This is a genomic window from Hydrogenoanaerobacterium saccharovorans (assembly GCF_016901815.1).
GTDB classification, from domain to species: domain Bacteria; phylum Bacillota; class Clostridia; order Oscillospirales; family Ruminococcaceae; genus Avimicrobium; species Avimicrobium caecorum.
This window is the reverse complement of the sequence record NZ_JACSNR010000042.1, coordinates 1-360: the sequence shown is the minus strand read 5'-3', so window position 1 is coordinate 360 and position 360 is coordinate 1. Positions and strand designations below refer to the sequence as shown.

Sequence of the window (360 nt, the reverse complement as noted above, 5' to 3'; positions counted from 1 at the left end):
GTGACTCTTTCCCCGGTGTCGGCGACGACCTATCTTTCCAGGCAGCTTCCCGCCAAGTATTTTCGGCACAGCTGAGCTTAACTTCTGTGTTCGGAATGGGAACAGGTGGATCCTCAGTGTAATAATCACCGACTGTATGTCAAAGGACTCGCGTCCTCTGATGTCAAAGTAAATGTGCAAGAAAAGATGGTGACCGGGCTTGCGCCCTACGAGTTTTTACAAAACTCGCCTTCACGGGTCCCCAAATAAATTTGGTGACCCGTGGGGGAATCGAACCCCCGTTACCGGCGTGAGAGGCCGGTGTCTTAACCGCTTGACCAACGGGCCACATTTCCCCACAGGTTCATCTGTTTGTTGGTG

Annotated in this window: 1 tRNA gene and 1 rRNA gene; both read right to left on the bottom strand. The window is 52.5% G+C overall.

What is annotated here, in order from left to right:
* Nucleotides 1-16 precede the first annotated feature (16 nt).
* Nucleotides 17-133, bottom strand: a 5S ribosomal RNA gene (rrf, locus tag H9X81_RS11595).
* A 119-nt stretch (nt 134-252) separates the two neighbouring features.
* A tRNA-Glu gene (locus tag H9X81_RS11590) sits at nt 253-327 on the bottom strand.
* Nucleotides 328-360: the final 33 nt, after the last annotated feature.